The sequence below is a fragment of the Cognatishimia sp. F0-27 genome (genome assembly GCF_020667845.1).
Lineage (GTDB): Bacteria > Pseudomonadota > Alphaproteobacteria > Rhodobacterales > Rhodobacteraceae > JAFMPQ01.
In genome coordinates this window covers 1-17,804 of record NZ_JAFMPQ010000044.1, presented here as the reverse complement: position 1 = coordinate 17,804, position 17,804 = coordinate 1, and the positions used below count along the sequence as shown (strand labels likewise).

General features: G+C 59.8%; 12 protein-coding genes and 1 pseudogene. 11 read left to right on the top strand and 2 right to left on the bottom strand.

What is annotated here, in order from left to right; genetic code table 11:
* Positions 1 to 79 precede the first annotated feature (79 nt).
* A complete protein-coding gene (locus J1C49_RS18760; protein WP_227447377.1) occupies positions 80 to 1,531 on the top strand; it encodes a hypothetical protein in 1,452 nt (483 codons plus the stop codon).
* A 241-nt stretch (positions 1,532 to 1,772) separates the two neighbouring features.
* Here J1C49_RS18760 and J1C49_RS18755 read toward each other — a convergent pair whose 3' ends face one another.
* Positions 1,773 to 2,516, bottom strand: a complete 744-nt coding sequence (locus J1C49_RS18755) for a hypothetical protein (protein ID WP_227447376.1) — start codon at positions 2,514 to 2,516, stop codon at positions 1,773 to 1,775.
* A gap of 390 nt (positions 2,517 to 2,906) precedes the next feature.
* Here J1C49_RS18755 and J1C49_RS18750 point away from each other — a divergent pair, with 390 nt between their 5' ends.
* The 7 genes from J1C49_RS18750 to J1C49_RS18720 all read left to right on the top strand — a co-directional run bounded on the left by J1C49_RS18750 (position 2,907) and on the right by J1C49_RS18720 (position 9,255).
* On the top strand, positions 2,907 to 4,790 hold the full coding sequence (locus tag J1C49_RS18750; protein ID WP_227447375.1) for an SLC13 family permease: 1,884 nt from the start codon (positions 2,907 to 2,909) through the stop codon (positions 4,788 to 4,790).
* A gap of 372 nt (positions 4,791 to 5,162) precedes the next feature.
* Positions 5,163 to 5,636 (top strand): curli assembly protein CsgF, encoded by a 474-nt coding sequence (locus J1C49_RS18745; RefSeq protein WP_227447374.1) that lies wholly within the window; start codon positions 5,163 to 5,165, stop codon positions 5,634 to 5,636.
* A 70-nt stretch (positions 5,637 to 5,706) separates the two neighbouring features.
* Positions 5,707 to 6,759 (top strand): CsgG/HfaB family protein, encoded by a 1,053-nt coding sequence (locus J1C49_RS18740; protein ID WP_227447373.1) that lies wholly within the window; start codon positions 5,707 to 5,709, stop codon positions 6,757 to 6,759.
* A gap of 103 nt (positions 6,760 to 6,862) precedes the next feature.
* Positions 6,863 to 7,339 carry a hypothetical protein gene (locus J1C49_RS18735; protein WP_227447372.1) on the top strand — a complete coding sequence of 159 codons (477 nt, stop codon included), beginning with the start codon at positions 6,863 to 6,865 and terminating at the stop codon, positions 7,337 to 7,339.
* Positions 7,340 to 7,367: 28 nt separating this feature from the next.
* The gene (locus J1C49_RS18730; RefSeq protein ID WP_227447371.1) at positions 7,368 to 8,090 is read left to right on the top strand and encodes a hypothetical protein; all 723 of its coding nucleotides are present in this window, start codon (positions 7,368 to 7,370) and stop codon (positions 8,088 to 8,090) included.
* A 44-nt stretch (positions 8,091 to 8,134) separates the two neighbouring features.
* Complete coding sequence (locus J1C49_RS18725) at positions 8,135 to 8,488, top strand: hypothetical protein (protein WP_227447370.1); 354 nt, start codon at positions 8,135 to 8,137, stop codon at positions 8,486 to 8,488.
* A gap of 17 nt (positions 8,489 to 8,505) precedes the next feature.
* Positions 8,506 to 9,255, top strand: a complete 750-nt coding sequence (locus J1C49_RS18720; RefSeq protein ID WP_227447369.1) for an SH3 domain-containing protein — start codon at positions 8,506 to 8,508, stop codon at positions 9,253 to 9,255.
* Between the two features lie 205 nt (positions 9,256 to 9,460).
* Here J1C49_RS18720 and J1C49_RS18715 read toward each other — a convergent pair whose 3' ends face one another.
* Entirely contained in the window at positions 9,461 to 10,903 is a 1,443-nt protein-coding gene (locus J1C49_RS18715; protein ID WP_227447368.1) for a hypothetical protein, read from the bottom strand.
* Positions 10,904 to 12,214: 1,311 nt separating this feature from the next.
* Here J1C49_RS18715 and J1C49_RS18710 point away from each other — a divergent pair.
* From J1C49_RS18710 to J1C49_RS18700, 3 genes and pseudogenes are all read left to right on the top strand, one after another.
* Positions 12,215 to 12,694 (top strand): GAF domain-containing protein, encoded by a 480-nt coding sequence (locus J1C49_RS18710; RefSeq protein WP_227447367.1) that lies wholly within the window; start codon positions 12,215 to 12,217, stop codon positions 12,692 to 12,694.
* Positions 12,695 to 12,925: 231 nt separating this feature from the next.
* On the top strand, positions 12,926 to 15,133 hold the full coding sequence (locus J1C49_RS18705) for a calcium-binding protein (protein ID WP_227447366.1): 2,208 nt from the start codon (positions 12,926 to 12,928) through the stop codon (positions 15,131 to 15,133).
* A 358-nt stretch (positions 15,134 to 15,491) separates the two neighbouring features.
* Positions 15,492 to 17,804 (top strand): annotated as a pseudogene (locus J1C49_RS18700) (hypothetical protein); the annotation flags it as partial.

Here is a 17,804-nt window from a genome sequence, read left to right as displayed (position 1 = left end):
CAGTGATTTGCTTTTGTTATGAGTTTTCGAAAACCTGTGGCACTCTCGACATTGGTATTGGTTAACGTCGGAGACCGTCATGCTTCCCATTCTAGCCCTGGGTCCCTTGGTGGGGATCGGCCTCCTCGCCTACGCATTTGGTCTTTTCGAGGGACCGGACGAAGACGATGACGAGGATCAGGATATTCCGGAATTTTTTGGTCGTGAGACGAATGATAGCGGTGACGATGGCGACGACGATTCTGACGATGCCGGTGACGACGATGACGATGCCGATGACGGCGGCGATGACACTGTCGACGGCGGCGACGACGATGCCGATGACGGTGGCGATGATGATGCCGATGACGGGGGCGATGACACCACCGGCGGTAGCGACACGATCGAAACTGTCGACGGCGCCATCGTCAGCGGAACCGGAACGAGCGGCGATGACGTCCTGATCGTCGGCACCGGAGAGACAGCCACCGGGGGCGCCGGCGCGGACACGTTCTTCATCGTTGACGAGGAGGACGGTGACTTCACCCCGGCCAATGGCGCCACGATTACCGATTTCGAAAGCGGCACCGACCGGATCGTGCTCTCTTCCTTCCCCGATACGGAGCCGGGCACGCCGGAACGGCTGGATGTCTATGACTGGGATGTGCGTGCAGATGGCGTGGCGCTCACCCGTCAGCCCGAAGGGGCCGACCCGATTGACCTGGTGTTCCTCGAAGGCGTGACGGCACCGCCGCCCGAAGAGGATATCGGCCAGCGCATCATCATTGGCGAGGATCCGTCGCCTGCACTCGACATCGACGGACTCAGCGATGTGTTCCCGGCGGTGGGCACAAACTTTGTTCTGCGCTTTGACGGCACCGCTGGCGACGATACCGTGGATTACGATAGCGGGACCACCACAGGGTTTTCGAACGATTTCAGCCGCTTTGCCGAGGTTGATACCGGTGACGGTGCAGACGAGGTCGATTTCGCGGGTGCCCGCATCGATGCCGATCTTGGCGCTGGCGCGGACACTTACAATGGTCGGACGTCGATCCTCGCGGGTGAAGTTGACCCGATCGAGAATATCGACGGTGGCGATGGCAGTGACACGATATCCGTCGGTGAGTCAGTGATCGATATCATCGCCGGGAGTGGCGACGACTCCATTGACGCCGGTGGCGTGGTCTCAGGGCGCATTGACGGCGGTCCTGGCGAGGATGCGATCATCGTCGGCAAGAGCGCCGATGCCGTTGCCGCTGGCGTGACGGATCCGCTGACGGTGTTTGGTGGCGCCGGCCCCGATGCGATCACGGTGGAGATCGACCGCGATGTCACCACCAATTACGACCCGCCGATCCTGGCCGATTTCGATCAGGCCGAGGATCGTCTCGTGATCTTCCTGGATGCCGGCTACACCGGTGCGGGCGAAGTCACGCTTGAACAGCGCCCCGGGGGCGGTGGAACCGGTGTCTTGCTTGATGGCACGGTGATTGTCGAGGTCGCAACGTCCTTGACGGACACAGCGGCGATTGCGGTGGCAACGGTCTGACGCCAGTCTGCGCGCGTATCTTGAGACCCGTCGGCAGAGAATGTCGGCGGGTCTTTTGGTTGGGAACGGGGCCGGGGCGTTTCCGCAATGTTTGTGTCCTGAACCGTGCCCCGTGACTCCGGCCACTGCGGCTCTCCGGGCAGGCCGGAAGCCTCTTGCCTCGTGACACGCGTGTGTTGCGCCGCGCGGAAGCCGGGGCAAGGCGTTCGAACGTCGCCAAGCCGCGTATATGACACGGATATCAGACTTCCTGCGACGCGGTGACGGGGGGGTGCGTCTGGACCGCCTGAAGCCAAAGCGCATCGATCCTGTCGATCTGTTCGGTCGAGAATTGGTCTTGTTCGTCCCAATAGCGCCCGGACTCGACAAAATACTGCGCCCTTTTCTCGGCCTCGATGACAGCCGCGAAGCGGTCCTCGTCGACTGCAAGCGGTGCCGTGTGATGAACCCCCACCTGTTCGATACGGATCGGGGGAAACAATGTGCGGCTTTTGGCGCTGGGCAAACGGTAGCAGGCACATCCCCTGCGCGCCGCATGGGCCATGAGTCGGGCTGACTTGGCTTCGAGATTGCGCAGGGTCACATCCTGGCGCAGAGGATCTGCCGTTCCTGAGCCGTAGAAATGCGTCCGGCCCGAAGGTGGATAGACCATGTTGCATCCGGCAAAGATCATGGCGGACGGTCTCAGCGCATCCAGCGCCCAATATCCCGCGGTAAAGGCCATGGTGCCGCCGGCATACACGATCCCGCCAAAACGGTTGTTTGCGGGCACATAGGTTTCCGACCCGATCGCAACTTGGCCCGGTCGGAGCGGCCCCGGCCCGCGTTCAGCAGGGAAGTCATCCGGTGCGATATGGTAGTCCCAATCGTCGCGAACGCTCCATGCGTTGTTGATCGCAACGATGGCGTCCAGCTGCGACCGGCCAATGGCGCGACAGGCTATCACGTCCGGTGCGCTGCCCATGATAAGGATTGTCCGCGTCATTGGTCTCTGCCCTGGTGCCATTTTCGCGGTGCAAGAATACCGCGCTGCGTGAGACTGGTTTGTGATGCCCCCCACAACTTCGGTGCGACCTAGTCGTCAGGGGGCAGACGACCAGTCCGCGCGCAGGATAGCAAGCCGATTGTTGCGAACCAGCCGCGGTTGGGCGCCGGGCATTCAGGGCTGGCGCGTCGCAAAGGCGGTGATGACGGCACACAGCACAAGGTTTCAGCGCTCTGAGGCAGAAGCGGCGCATCAAGAGGCACCACATGATCGGTTTTGTGATATAGCAGAAAAGCGGTGCAGCGCGCAGTCATCAAGACAGGCGCATCGCACGCGCAGTGATGCCCGGGGCTGTCCGGGCGTGAAAATGGACGCGTTCAGGAGACGGTTTTGGAGACGATCCACCTCACGGTCGAGATGATGGTCGTGCTCGGCCTGCTGCTTTTCACCGTCGTCCTGTTTGTGTCGGAGGTGGTGCGGATCGATTTTGCCGCGATCCTGGTCATGGTTTTGCTCGGTCTGCTCAGCCAACTGCCGGGCTTGGGATCTCTGGCCGATGTCAGCCAGCTCTTCGATGGTTTGGCGTCGAATGCGGTGGTGTCGATCATTGCGGTCATGATTATCGGTGCAGGTCTCGACAAGACCGGTCTGATGAGCAAGGTCGCAGCCCTTATCCTCAAGCATGGCGGCAAGTCCGAAGCCCGGATCGTTCCGATTATTTCCGGGACGGTGGGGGTCATTTCGTCCTTCATGCAGAATGTGGGCGCGGCGGCGCTTTTTCTGCCCGTCGTGAGCCGGATTGCGGTGCGCACGAATTTGCCGTTGAGCCGACTGCTCATGCCGATGGGGTTTTGTGCCATCCTCGGGGGCACGCTCACGATGGTGGGCTCGTCACCGCTGATATTGCTCAACGATCTGATCGCTTCGGCGAACCAATCCTTGCCGCCCGAGACACAGATGCCGCCCTTCGGGCTGTTTTCCGTCACACCGATCGGTGTGTGTCTCGTGACGACCGGTATTCTGTATTTTGTGTTCTTCGGGCGCTGGGTGTTGCCCGGGGTGCAAAAAGGCGGCGATGCCACGAGCGGCACGCCGATGAAAGACTATCTCAAACAGATCTACGGGCTGAAAACCGACATCTTCGAGATCACCATTCCAGACGGGCATCCGGTCGCCGGGCAAACCTTTGACGATGTGATTCAGAAATACCACGTCTACATCATCGGAAGCGCCTATCGCGGGCGCACGTTCTTTGCGCCGGTGATCCAGACAAAGATTACAACACCCTGTCGGCTCGCCGTGCTCGGGCGTCGCAAGGAGGTTGAGCACATGGCGCGCGATGCGGGTTTTGTGCTGCACGATCGGCTTGATGTGTTCGCCGAAGACTACGCCCCAACAAAATCCGGCGTGGCCGAGATTGTCATTCCGCCGGGATCATCGGTTATCGGGAAATGCGCGCATGACCTTGTGTTCCGAAAAACATATGGCGCGAGCATGCTTGCCATCCACCGCGGCGAGGAAACTCTGTCGCTCGTTGCCACCGAAGACCACGAGCCGACACAGATTGGCGAGGTGCCTTTCCGCGCAGGCGATACACTCGTGATCCTGTCGACATGGGATGCGCTGACACGGTTGAGCCGCAACCGGGATTTTGTTGTGGTGACAACCGATTACCCGCAAGAAGAGCTGCGTCCGACCAAGGTCGGCTGGGCGATCCTGTTCTTTGCGATCGCGTTGGGCTTGATCCTCCTGACCGATTTGCGGCTGTCGCTATGTCTGCTGACCGGGGCCGTGGGCATGATCCTGACGGGAGTCCTCGATATCGACGATGCCTATGAGGCGGTAAGCTGGAGCACGGTGTTCTTGCTCGCCAGCCTAATTCCCCTTGGACAGGCCGTGCAAACCTCGGGTACGGCGGGTTGGATCGCACAGGAAATCCTTGTGCTGCTTGATGGCTGGCCGATCTGGTCCCTGCAGGCAGGGCTTGCCATACTTGCGACGGTCTTCACGCTGATCATGTCGAATGTGGGGGCGACCGTGTTGCTGGTGCCGCTTGCGGTGTCGATCGCAGTGGCGGCCGGAGGCGACCCGGCGCTTTTCGCGCTGACGGTTGCCATCTCCACCTCCAACTCGTTCCTGATCCCCACCCATCAGGTCAATGCGCTCATCATGGGGCCCGCGGGGTACAAGGTGACGGATTTCATCAAGAGCGGCGGCATCATGACAATCCTGTTTCTCGTGGTGTCGCTCGCGGTCATGAACTTGCTATACTGATCAGGGCCAAGGCGGTTTTGCCGTCTCAGCGCCAGTGAGGGCACGCATGAGCAACGCGGTGCTGTGCAAAAATGCGGGCGTAGTCGGGAGCCAGCGGCATGCCTCTCTGCCATCGAGGGCGGCGCGGGTCCGGCTCCTGCCGCTTGCGATGCTGAGCCCCACGTGCTGCGCTGTCCCGGGCATGACAATCGGGATTGAGCGCAGAGGGGAATCGAGTTAGCTAAAGAGCGAGGAGGCGTGCGCCGTTGCCAATTGGACGCGATTTGGCGTTTCTTTAATGGTGGACTGTCGAATAGGCGCTCATTTTGACCTAGAGTAAGCAAAGCCTGAGTTATTGTACCGGCTCTTTGCGTTAGGCGAGGGAATTTTGAATTGTTGACCCGTTATACTTCAGTGCTCATCAGTGCCTCCGTCGGTGTGGCAATAACCGCCGGCACCGCGATTGCCGGCGAATTGACTTACCAACCACGCAATCCGAGTTTTGGCGGCAATCCCGGCAATGGCGGTTTTCTTCTGTCGATCGCCAATGCGCAACGCAATGCGACCGCACGCGACTTTGACGATAGCTCCGGGTCTGGCAGAGGGAGCGTGGATACCGGGGAAAGCGAGACCGACGCGCGCGCCGAGCTGTTCGTGAGGCAGCTGGAAAGCCGTTTGCTTTCGGCACTGGCCTCAGAGGTGACCGAGGCGATCTTCGGGACGGACCCTCAGGACAGCGGGCGGGTCGAATTCGGCGATACCACGATCACTTTCGAGCGGACGACGGATTCGATTACGCTCAATATCGTGGATGTCATTGCGGGGACGACGACGACAATCACCGTCCCGCAATTGGTAACCAATTGATGGCAGGCACGCCGGGTGTCCGGATTTTGGATAACGATCAAACCTTGTGAATGAGCGGGCAGAAACGGCCATGAAATCAATAACCTTTCGAAAGCTGGTTGCGGTCATTGGCGCCACGGCCTTTCTCGCCGGATGCGATATTCAGCGGATCTACGAAGGGCCACAGCTTGCAAGCGTGGGTGAAATCACCGAGCAGAACCGTGCCTTGCGGGCCGTCGCTCCGCCAACCTCGCGCAAAATCGTTGCTGTCTACGAGTTCCCGGATCTGACCGGTCAATACAAAGAGCGCGACAACGTGCAATCCCTGTCGAGAGCCGTGACCCAGGCCGGAGCGCCGCTGCTCATAAAGGCGCTGCAGGATACCGGAAACGGCAGCTGGTTCTCGGTGCTGGACCGCGCCAGTCTGCAATCTGTCGTCCAGGAACGTCAGATCATCGAACGCATGCGCGAGCAGTATCGCGGCGAGCAGTCTGTCGATCCGTCCGTGCTTGGTCCTCTGATGCATGCCGATATCATCATCAGCGGCGGCATTGTTGGGTATGATACCAACATCGAGACAGGTGGTTTCGGCGCCCGGTATCTTGGGATCGGCGCCAATACCGAGTGGAAATACGATGTTGTCACCGTGAACCTGCGCGCGATCTCGACCTCGACTGGCGAGGTTCTGGCGAACGTGCTGGTGCGCAAACCGATTGCCTCCTTCCGGACGCAGGGCGATGTCTTCCGCTATGTCGAACTCGACAAGCTCCTTGAGGTGGAGACCGGAATTGCAACGAACGAACCCAAGCAGATCGCGGTGGAACAGGCGATCGAAAAGGCGGTTCTTGCGTTGATTGCGGAGGGCGCGATGCGCCAGATCTGGGGCTTCAAGGACAAGGGCTTTCAGCAGGTCTATATCGACAATTACCGCAAACAACTCTTCAACGACGACATCCCGGCCTCTGCCGGCTATGCCACGCCTCCGAAATCGCGCCTCGGGGTTATTCCTCAGACAAGGCCGCGTGTGCGCACGCGCGTGGCGCGGGCCCCAGTTGTTCGTGTTCAGCAGGCTCCGCGACCGCAGGCAGCACCAAAACCGCCCGCGCCCCCGCCTGCAGGCTCCTCGGAAGAGGCCTTGGGTTAAACCGCACGCGAAGCGGGTTTTTCAGAAAACACTGTGGGCTTAAACGCGTTTTAAGACCTGATGGTGTCTTTTGCTTCCACGTTAGGAAGCAAAAGACACCACGATGATCCACACAAACCATGTGACTGACCGCCTGTTTTTTGGCTGGCTCATTGTTGCGACCTGGCTCATTTTGGCGCCGGCTGTTGCTCTTTCCGAAAGCAGCGGGCTCGCGACACATGAAAACACTTTGTTGCTTCCGTCGGCGCAGAATGCTGTGCCGAACACTCTCTTGATCGATCAGGGCAGCGCTTCGGGCAGTAGAGTGGTGTTTGAGGATGATCCCGCCTCGACGAGATCAGGGCTTTCGCGAATTGAGGCCGGCCGTATTCTGCAGTCGGGCTGGAACCATCTCGCGGAACTCTCGATTCTCGGAACGGACCATCGATTTGCGGTGTCACAAACCGGCGTGTCCAATCAGCTCGGCCTGTTTCTTGCGGGGCGATCTCAAGATGTTGTAATCAAACAAGGAAGTAGTGGAAATATCGCATCCGTTTCCATGTCGGGAGCAGAGAACAGAGTGGTCATTCAGCAGGATTGATGATACTTTCCAGTCGGAGGGTATATTAATGCGAAACCTATTGATCATTCCTTTGACAGCGGTCACGGCGGGTTTTCCGTATCTCGCACAAGCGGATAATAATGCGATAATTGTCACGCAATCCGCACCTGATACTCTGAGCGTCGGCAATACACTGATCATCGACCAATCCCTTGCCGACGATTCCGTCGTATCCGGTGTGCTTGTCAGCAACCCGGTTATTGTCCCGCCCGTCGCTGCGACCACCGGACCCGCGGCCGACGCTCCGCTTGCGCTGGTGAACATCCCTCTCGAATTCGACACCTCGGGCGGCGCTCTGCAAACCGGCTCCGGGAACACGGGCAACATCACGGTCTCCGGCACGGGCGGTCGCGCGGGCCTTTTGCAGGATGGAAGCTCGAACTCGGCCATCATCGTGTCTGGCGGAGACTTCGCAACAACCCTCGTCGCGCAGTTTGGCAGCGGAAATTCAGGTAATCTTACTATAGCCGGAAGCAGCGCCTTCGGCGGCCTGCTTCAAAACGGCGACAGCAACACAGGCAGCGTCTCTGTGGAAGGACGTGACGCTGGCGGCATTCTGGCGCAAATCGGAGACGGCAACCAGACAGAGCTGTCGGTTTCTGCGCTCGATAATGCAGTGGTCTCTTACACCGTGGAGGGCAACAATGTGTCTTCTGTCGTGCCCGCAAACGTGTTCAGCACGGGCGGTGGCGCGGTGACTATCGTGCAGCGTTCGATCACCACGCCGTGATTTCGGGGTTTCACATGGTCCGGCGGGTCGGTCATGAGTTCTGGATGTGGTTCGGCGCAGCCTTTTTGGTGGCGTCCAATGCCTGGGCAAGCGGAATCGGGCATGTCGATTTCACTGTGGAAGACGAGACCTTGATTGTCGCAGCGAGCGTCGAGGGCACAGACCCTGGCCCCGTAAAAGCCGAGTTGCTGCTGGAAAAACAGGATGCGAGCGGCAGCGCAATCATCCGTCAAACCCGCGACATTGAGACAAGGGCGGGGGCCTTCGAAGCCTTTGGTCAGATCAAAACCTCGATCCGAGCGCCAGGATCGGTGCATGTGACCCTGATCCTTCGCAATGAAAATGGCATCATTCATAGCCATGACAGCGTATTTGACTATCCCGACGACAAAGAGTGACAAGGCGAGTGAGAACGATGAAGAGCAAAGTGGCACGTTGGCTGTTGGCGGCTGTCTCTGCTGCAAGTGTTTGGTCTGGCGCGGTCGCAGCCCAGTCCCAGACCGAGGTTGTGAATGCATTCTCGGGGGAATGGTTTGTCTTTGACTCGTCCTTCGGTTCCAACGGATCAACGTGCCAGTTGGTCCTGCAATCTGAAGCGATCAAGGATGAGCCTCAGGATAATCCGAGGCGGTCTCTTGTCACCCGGAACTGCATCGACGCTGTGAGCCAGGCCAGTGCGTGGAAAATCGTGGACGGCAAGATCGCTGTTCTGACCTCTGATGGCGCGACGCTCGCAGCGCTTGGGGGTGTGCCGACCCGCTTGACCGGTGAGCTGTCAGTGGATCCCGGCGCCATGATTGTCGAACGCGCAAATGGTAATCCGGACACAATTGCTCTGACCGCGGCATTGCGCAAACATGGCTGTTACTATGTCGGATATACAGCCGAATGCGCCAAGACACCGGAAACGCGCCCGCCGGAATTTGAAGAGGGTGCCGCAAATATCTCAATCCTCACCACGCTTAACGTGCGGAACCAGCCGCGGCGGGACGCACCGATCATCGGAACCGTGCCGCCGGGAGCAGAATTGACGATCGACGCGTGTTTGCGCGCCTCTGACGGATACTGGTGCCGCGCCTCCTTCGGAGAGGCTGTGGGGTGGATGGCCAAATCGGCCATTCGTCAGAGCGAATGGCCCGTGATCACCTTCACAAACGCGCTTTAGCGTTCGGACCGGTCTGTCCTCATCTTTCGCGAGGCGCTGTGCGGCCGAAGATATACTGTCCGGTCCGATGTCGAGCCACCCCAGACTCGTCGCTGACGGCTCCAAAGGAGCAAGTCAAAAAGAAACGCCCGCTGTCCTGAACAGCGGGCGTATCGTTTGCGTCTGATCATTCGTCGGCGCGATCAAAACCCCGACGACCGTGTTCTTACTGTATGATGCCAGCGTTGTTGCCGTTACCGATCTGCGCGTAATCGCCGATGTTGCCGTTACCCGTCTGCACAACCGCCGCCTGATTGCCGTTGCCGAGGGTAACGCCCATGATCATGTTGTTCAAACCGAGCTGATCAGTGGCGAAGGCGTTGAAATCGCCCGTGATCGTCAGCGTGGTGCTGTTGTCCTCGCCATCCTGGAGAATGGTCCCGGAGAGATCGTAAACGCTCAGAGCGGCAGCAGTGCCTGCATCCCCGGTCAGATCCCGGATGCTGCCGAAAATTCCGCCGGACCAGCCGCCATTCGCAATTCCGTCAATTGTCAGCGTGGCCGTATTGCCCATCCCGATCTGATCGGTCAAAGCAGAGTTGCCAGAGCCATTCACGAATGTCTGCGCGGTATTGCCGTCGAAATCCTGCACGATGGCGATTTCGTTCTCGCCGATCACCGGGATGCCGCCCATGATATCGATGAGGGCGGTGTTGTCGTTGCCGAACTGATCAATGACGTAGTTGTTTCCGTTGCCGTTTATCACCACATCCGCATCGTTCCCGTCACCGAACTGTGCGACGATGGCACCAGTCAAACCAAGCTCATTGGCATCAGCAGGGCCGCCCGCTGACAGGCCGGACCACCCATTCAGGTCGCCGACGATCTCCACATCCGCATCATTGCCTGCGCCAACCTGAGCAATCGCGTTCACGAGGTTGCGGTCACCATTCTGGATCGCGGTTGCGTCATTGTCGGCACCAATCTGATCGATCAGCCGAACAAGGTTGGCATTCCCGTCCTGATCAACAGTCACTGCATTGCCAGTGCCGTCCTGAAAGATCCCGCCTTCGTCCAGCGCTGCCTTGTTGGCATTGTACTGCGACGCCCGCAGGCGGAAGGCCGGTCTTGCATCACCGATCACGTTGGTGCCGCCGTCCAGCCGCCCAGGGCTGACCGCGGTTTGCGTCACGGTGATGGTGTTGTCCGAGCCGCCGGTGTTTGTCTGCTCGATCACGGCAATGACGTTGCCGCGATACGCACCCGCCCGGTCGGTCGCTTCCTGCAGGATTGTTGCGGAGTTGCCGTCGGTCTGGGTCACGACATTGATGTGGTTCCAATCGGACGATTGTTCGATATCCAGAGCATTGCCCGCGCCGATCTGGTCGATCCCTTGTGCGCCGCTTCCGGCAACCGCGGTCGTGGATGCGCCCGCCTGGTTGTCGTCCCCGGATTGCAGGATATCGAGGTTGTTGCCGTCACCTTGCTGCAGAATTCGAACGCCACCGACGTCGGCACCGGCGTTGTTGTCATCCCCTGATTGCGTGATCAAGGCGGTGTTGTTGGATCCGTCGGTATCGATAAATGCTTCGTTGTCGTTGGCCATCGCAGCGCCAACCGTCAACGCAAGGGCTGATACCGAAGAGCCCGCAAGTTTCAAAAAGGTCATTTGGTCATTCACTCTCAATCTGGTAACGCGCGTGACGCATGGGCTGCACACGAACAGGGCTAAACCACAGGAAATACCCTGCGACGCGCCCGCCATTACAATCTCGACGCTCCGTCAAAAACACGTCCCTCGAACCGTTGGATGCGACTCGTAAGGCGAATTGCGTCCTGTCAGCTCCGTCACAGGCATCTGGCTGGAAGGTGCACTCCAGCAAAAACAAGTGTTTTCCATTTGAACGCCGGGTGGCAGCACCGGAGCATCGAGGAGATCGCATATGGCAAGCAGCGCGCACAGCTTGCCAGAGATTCGTCCTCTCAATCAAGTTTTTTGTTAATTTTAGTTAACCTCTTCGCATCTGCATTGGGACGATTCTCGCATAGTGGAAACACTGTTTCCGTTTGGAAAACATATAAGAACGCCCGGCGCATTCGAGGCAGAAATAGAGGGAGTGGCTGTTTTGTATGTGACTTCAGCGGTTTGTAGGTTTGAAAGACATTCCGCCATTGGAATTTCAGGTGCGAGATGGCTGCCGATAACAAGGATGCCTGACAGCGCGTTTCCGCAATGGACGTTCTGTGATTCTCAATGGGTAAATTGATCAATTGAAATTGGCTTGTTCCCGCTAACAGGCGCGAAAATGGGTCTCTCCAGAATGCCGGGGATCGGGATCACGTCCTGCGTTGACGGGCATTCGGACACTTCGGTCTGCATTGGACTTGTTTGTGGCATCACCCAAGCCTCTCCGACACGGTGATTGGCGTCTGGGCTCATGCGGGAAGGCGTTTGGCGGACCCATACGCTCAACCAACAGGCGGCTGATGGCATGGCCGTCTCGATTCTGTCGCGAATCCGGATCGGCAAACAGGTTGAACGCGATGAGGCGGCACGCCAATACGCGCCAATATCGTGTTATGCCGGGCTTGGTTTCCGTGAAGCGCGATGCCGGGCAGGTTCTTGCGACCGGATTATCCCCCCGGGATGATTGCCCGTCAGGGATGCGCCGCTTTCGACAGGCGCGGATGGCTTGCCGGGGGCAGAACCGGTCGCGGACATCGCGGGTCGTCTGTCACCCGACTTTCGCAAGAACCGGTTGGCGATAAGGATGTTTCCAGAGTTCTCCGAAATGCCCCGAGAGGCCGGCCGATCCAAACGGACGGCTCTTGCGGCCTTCGCGAGGCCCGGTTTGCCCCGATTTTTGATGATCGAAACGGCATAGATGAAAAATCCACGGCGACGCCAAATGGGGCTGGTCGCCGCTGGCGGCAGGGTGGACAGTTCCTCAATCCATAAACAGACCAAGAGGCGTCGACCATGACCATGACAGGGGCACTTGCCGACCCGGACCAGCCTTTCGCGGTTTTCCGGGCCCTCGAAGACCAAGTCCGCAGCAGCGTCGGGGTGCGATTGTTCACTCTCATGCAGGTGGACCACGACCGCGGTGTGGCATGGCGTGCCTATTCCAACATGCCGGAGGCCTATCCGACCAGTGGGGAAAAGCCGATCCCGGAAAACATCTGGACCGAACAGGTGCTGGTTCGGCGGGAAACCTTCGTGGCCAACTCAATCGACGAGATCGCCGCGGTCTTTCCCGATCATGCGCTCATCCAGTCGCTCGGTTGCGAAAGCTGCATCAACATTCCCGTCGTGATCGCGGGGGATGTCGTCGGCACGATGAACTGTCTTGATGTTGCCGGGCACTACACGCCCGAAAAGCTGCGCGCGGCGGACGCTCTGATCGTTCCGGGCGCACTGGCGTTCCTGCTGTCTCAGGCCGGTAGCGCGTCAGGCTGATGCCTTGTTTTTCCGGCTTCGGAACGCGGGTCGACAGCGAGACCGTGGCAGCGCTCTCTCGCTTCGGCCAGCGGTGAGAAACGGTTGAAACAGGCAAAACTTGATCGGATTCCCAAAAGGCGCGATGCTTGAGGGGCCGCCGGTGCCGTTTTCTGGTGGTTTTACGAACTGTTTTCGGGCGGCAAGTGCAGCGTCCTTGCCCCCATACCGATTTTTCAGGGGGAGACTGCCATGCCGATCGTTTATTCGCCAGACGCGCCGCCAACGGTGGTCAACACCACCACCGAGCAGAACCAGTCGCGCCCCGAAATCGTCGCGCTTGAAGGGGGCGGCTGGGCCGTCGCATGGACCTCTCTTGTTGATAATACACGTCGTGAGGACGTGTTCGTCCAACAGTTTGATGCGGATGGAGACCCCGTCGGCGGTGAAATCCTTGTGAATGATCAGACCGCGCAGGTGCAGCGCCTGCAGGACATCACCGCGCTGCCCAATGGCGGGTTCACGGTGTCTTATGACAGTTTCGGACTGGATGGCAGCATCTTTGCCGCCGCTGGCCGGACCTTTGATGCGGCGGGCAATCCGGGTGACGAATTTCTGTTCAACGTCACCACCTCCGGCAGTCAGTCGGGCGGCAAGATTGCGGCTTTGTCGAACGGCTCGATCGCCGCCTTGTGGAATTCGGGCAGCGTCATCCGGGTAACCGACACGGCCGGCGTTGGTGGTGACGAGGTCGCCTATGACCTGCAATCGGTCAGTTCCATCCCCGGCCCGGACATCGCGGCCCTTGCGGGCGGCGGTTTCGTGATCACCTATCCGCGCTGGATCTCGACCGGACAATTCAGCTCTGTTGCGGATGTGATCGCGCAGCGCTTCGATGGGGCAGGCAACCCGGTCGGCGATGAAATTCTCGTCAATACATCGCTGCCCGGTTCGCAATACGTGCCCGCCGTTGCCGGTCTCGATGGTGGCGGGTTTGTGGTCGTCTGGTATTCCGACTCGGATACCTCTGTTTCCGGTGTTGACGCAGCGGGTGTCGTCGGGCGGGTCTTTGACGCACAAGGCGCCCCTGTCAGCCCCGAGCTGCCGATCAATCAAGCCTCGGATGTCGGCGATGCGCCGCGTGTTGTTGCGCTCAATGACGGTGGTTTTGCGGTGAGTTGGGACAGCGTCGGGGTCTTTGTAAATCAGCAGCTGGTGGTCGAGGACGGGATCTACCTGCGCCTCTACAGCGCCGATGGCACGCCCCGCGGTGACGAGGCGCAGATCGGTGGCGGCATTCAATCCGATCCGGAAGGCGTTGTGGTGAACGTGCAGCGCAACCCGGTTCCGATTGCCGCATTGCCGGACGGGGACGTGGTCGCCGTGTCCGGCAGTGCCGAGAGGGAGATCATCCAGTTCCGGGCCAGCCAGGTCGAAGTCAATACGCCCACCGACGGGAACGATACACTGACCGGCACCGACGAGAATGACAGCCTGAACGGACAGGACGGAAACGACACCATTTTTGGTGGATTGGGCGACGACACGCTCGAAGGCGCCGCGGGCGCGGACGTTCTGGATGGGGAAGAGGGCAATGACCTGCTCGAAGGCGGCGGTGGCTCGGATGATCTGTCTGGGGGCACCGGGCTCGACACGCTGAACGGCGGCTCGGACAACGACACTCTGGATGGGGGTGCAGGGGACGACTCGCTGTTTGGCGGGCAGGGTTTTGACGTGGGCTTCGGTGGGGATGGCGCCGATACGCTCGCGGGGTCGAACGGGTTCGACAGCTTCGAAGGGGGCGCGGGCGATGACCTGTTGCGCGGCAATTTCGGCAACGACACGTTGATCGGGGATGCGGGCAACGACACGCTCGAAGGCGGGCTCGGTTTCGACAGTATGAGCGGCGGGGACGATGACGATTTCCTTCAAGCCCGCGACGGGTTCGACACGCTCGAGGGCGGCTCCGGCAACGACACCCTGCAAGGCAACAACGGCAATGACAGCCTGTCTGGCGATGCGGGCGAGGACCTTCTGGTTGGCGGTCTTGGGGCGGACGCGCTGGATGGCGGCGCTGGCGACGACACGCTGCAGGGCGCCAATGGCTTTGATTTGTTGTCCGGCGGCGCGGGCGATGACCTGCTCGAAGGCAACTTCGGCAATGACACGATGGATGGGGGCGCCGGAAATGACACGCTGCGTGGCGGGATCGGCGCGGATACCTTCGTTTTCGCGACGGGCTCCGGGAGCGACCAGATCAACGATTTCCAGAACAATATCGACACGGTGCAGATCGATGCGGCGTTGATGGCCCAGAGCGCCCCTGTGGGCGACGACCTGCGCGATATCGCGTCTGTTGTGGAGGGCAATCTTGTCCTGACCTTTGAAGGCGGGGCAACCTTGACCTTCCTGGGGCTGACCAATGTTGCGGCGCTGGTCGATGACGTCACTTTCGTCTGATTGACACCCGCGCACATCGTCTGGCGCGCCTCGACGCGCCAGCCCTTCGGGTGTGTGCCGTCGGAAAGCGTGCCGCCTTCACGCCGGATGCGCGTGGTGAATGATCCACCGCGGATGGCGCCGTCCGAAGGACAAGGCGCTCATGTCTGTGGCCTTGAGTGCCCCGTTGCGTTCGTGCCAAGGGCCGAGGATGAGCGCGAGGATTGTCTATGGCAAACGCATGGGCGGAGCCCGGGTCTCGTGATGCCGCGTGCGAAAACTGTAGACACAAAGGGCCGTTACAGTCAGTTTGACAGCAGGCGGTCGTGGTAAACCGCAGTCGACATTACTCTTTTGACCTTTCTTGCTGGAGCCTGCCATGCCGGTGTTCGGAACTCTCATCAACGATACCCAACCGCCAAGCTTCACCTCATTCGGCAACACGGTTGCAGCGATTGGGGATATAAACGGCGACGGCTTCGGTGACTTTGCCCTCGGTCTCGCGGGCTTTGATGCAAGCGGAACCACGAGCGGTGGGACGTATTACTCTTCTCCCTTTGGCGGTGGTGTCGCTGTTCTGTTCGGATCGGCGTCGGGGCTGCCACCCACCGTCGATGTCGAAGCGCTCGACCCGGCCGATGGCTTCATCATCACCGGTGGGCCGCTCTATTCCGCGACGGGATATGACGTCGCCGGAGCGGGTGACCTGAATGGGGATGGGATCGATGATGTCCTCATCACCACCGAGGGAAGACCATTTGGCGATGTCTTCATCCTGTTCGGGTCGACCGCCCCCACCTTGAGCCCGCAAGGGCACGTTGTTCTGGATCCTGCCGCATCCAACGTCACGCGGATCGAGGGCACGCAGACCAACAGTCTGGAGGACGCGCGGGTCTTCGCGGTTGACGATTTCAACGGTGATGGATTCAGGGACCTTGGCCTCGCTCTTCCCGATGCGCCCGTCGCGTTCGGCTATACGACCTACGGATTCAGCTACAGTTTTCCCGGACCGGGAGAGATAGTCCTGATCGCGGGCAGCGACAGCTATTTCGCGCTCCCCATCGACCTCGACGCGCTGCCAAATGGCTCTCTTGTCCTGACGAACCCCGGTCAGAACTACTACCGCCAGGAATACTCCCCGACATATTTCTCGGCGCAGAACGAAGCCCCCCGAAACCCGACATTCTTTGGTGCAAGCGTTGCGTCGGGCGGGGATTTCAACGCAGATGGGTTTTCCGATACGATCGTGGGCGCGCCGTTTCTCGATCTGTCCTACCTGATGTCAGGAACCCGCTACAGCCCCGGTGGGACGCCGACATATACATATAGCTTTGCTCAGAATATCGGGGATGTCGGTGCGGCCTATATCTTCTTCGGGACCGACACCAATCCGGGCTCACGCGACGTGACGGCTCTGAATGGCACGACCGGTTTTACGTTTCTGGGGGCGGATCGGGACGATCGCGCGGGTACGTCGGTTGACGTCATCGGCGATTTCAACGGCGACGGGTTCGATGACTTCATCATCGGAGCGCCGGGCGCAACCGGATCGCAAGAGATCCCCTCCTCGTATACAACGGTCACCTATCCCGGAGGCTACAACCCGGTCGATCCCGGCTCAGGCACCTATACCCTCGTCTACAGTCCGGCTTTCACGTCTTACGTGCCGGCTGGCTATACCCGCTATGGGGCACCGGCCCCTGGCCAGTTGGCCTATACATACACGCGCCCGGCCTATTCGACCTACTTCCCCGCCTATGGCGGAAATTTTGCCCGGATTCAGCAGACGATCACGGTTTACACCTACGCAACCGTGACACGCGCAGACGCCGGTCAGGCCTATGTGATCTTCGGCACGGCTTCGCCAATGCCGGCCGAACTCACCGCCGCAGACCTGAATTCCGCGACAGGGTTCATTATCGGGAACGGCGTCCAGGAGGGGTTTGTCGCACTGGGTCGGTCGGTTGCGGGGCTGGGTGATGTCAATGGTGACGGATTTGACGACATCGCCGTGGTCGATGATCGGGTCATTCTCGGGGCAAGCCGCTTCGATGCCGACATCAACCGCGTCAACATCATCTTCGGGAGCGCGACCGAGCCGATGGAGACCGTCGTGGTCGATGACCTTGATGGCAGCGCCGGCTATCGCGTCGTGCTCAACCCCGGCAACGGGCTTTCGTTCAACGATCTCGAATTTGTGGATGGTGGGGACATCAACGGAGACGGGTTCAGCGACGTGATCCTGTCCCGCACCGACGGGTATTCATCTTACACATCAAATGGCAGCGTCCAGTCCTATACCGCCTATTCGGTGGCTGCGCGCGTCTTCTCCGGCGGTTCCGCAGACCGATGGGCCTATCTCGACGCCTTCGACGGCAGCGAGGATGGTACGATCTACACGTCCTATTTCGGCTCCAACACGTTCATTGGCGACATCTATGCCGACCTCAAGACCGGAACAGCCGATGCCGATACGATTGTCGGACTTGGTGGCGACGACACGCTGCTTGGTTTGGGCGGCGACGACTCGATCTTTGGCGACCAGGGGCGCGACTCGATCGAGGGCGGGCTCGGCGACGACGAGTTGGATGGTGGCTCGAATTTCGACATCGTCAGCTTCGAGAACAGCGCCACCGGCGTGACCGCCAACCTGGCCGCCGGGCTGGCCTTTGGCGAGGGCGCCGACACGATC